The following is a 232-nucleotide window of genomic DNA, read 5'->3' as shown; positions in this document are numbered from 1 at the left end:
AGAGCGCGCACAGCGTGACAAACCGCTCGCCACACGCCACTCGACCCACGCTTCCGGCCACGCTATCGCAAAAATCTTCGCGAGTTTTTCCGTCAGTCGACCCCATCACTTTGCTCGCCGCGTCGCGGCGTGCTTTGCTCTCGGCACGGCGCTGAGCGCGCTGACCGCCACGCCCGCGCACGCGGATCTGGCGAGCCTGCTGCCCTGGTCGCGCGCGCGCACCTATTACGAC

The 232-nt window shown here is 67.2% G+C and carries 1 protein-coding gene; it reads left to right on the top strand.

Features of this window, described 5'->3' with window-relative positions:
- On the top strand, positions 1–232 hold a 232-nt coding region (locus SB816_RS35310), incomplete at both ends, for a hypothetical protein (protein ID WP_410548663.1).

The organism is Achromobacter sp. SIMBA_011, assembly GCF_046535435.1.
Lineage (GTDB): Bacteria > Pseudomonadota > Gammaproteobacteria > Burkholderiales > Burkholderiaceae_B > Achromobacter > Achromobacter dolens.
This window is presented reverse-complemented; position numbering and strand designations above follow the sequence as displayed.